The following is a 334-nucleotide window of genomic DNA, read 5'->3' as shown; positions in this document are numbered from 1 at the left end:
CGACGCTATGCGCGAGCTGGTCACGAAGGGTGCTTCGCTGATCGTGACTGTGGATTGCGGCACCAACAGCGCTGTCTCAATCACGGCTGCAAAAGATGCCGGTGCCGATGTTGTGGTGCTGGATCACCACCAGCTTGGCGGTGCCTTGCCGGAAGACGCTGCGGCGATTGTTAACCCGAACCGTGAAGATGATATTTCAGGGCAGGGACATCTCTGTGCTGCCGGTGTTGTTTTTATGACCTTGGTGCAGGTGGCGCGGGAATTGCGCGAGCGTGGCATTAAGGCGCCAAATGGCACGCCGGATTTGCTGGGTTATCTTGATCTGGTAGGTTTA

1 protein-coding gene is annotated in these 334 nt (G+C 56.9%); it reads left to right on the top strand.

The window, feature by feature from the left end; translation table 11 throughout:
* The coding region (locus tag HBA93_RS19805) for a DHH family phosphoesterase (protein ID WP_221724427.1) at window positions 1–334 on the top strand (334 nt) is incomplete at both ends.

Origin of the sequence: Ochrobactrum sp. SFR4 (assembly GCF_019730395.1) — a bacterium.
In the GTDB taxonomy this organism is placed as follows: Bacteria; Pseudomonadota; Alphaproteobacteria; order Rhizobiales; family Rhizobiaceae; genus Pseudochrobactrum.
The sequence above is the reverse complement of the archived record's forward strand: the minus strand, read 5'-3'. Positions and strand labels throughout refer to the sequence as shown.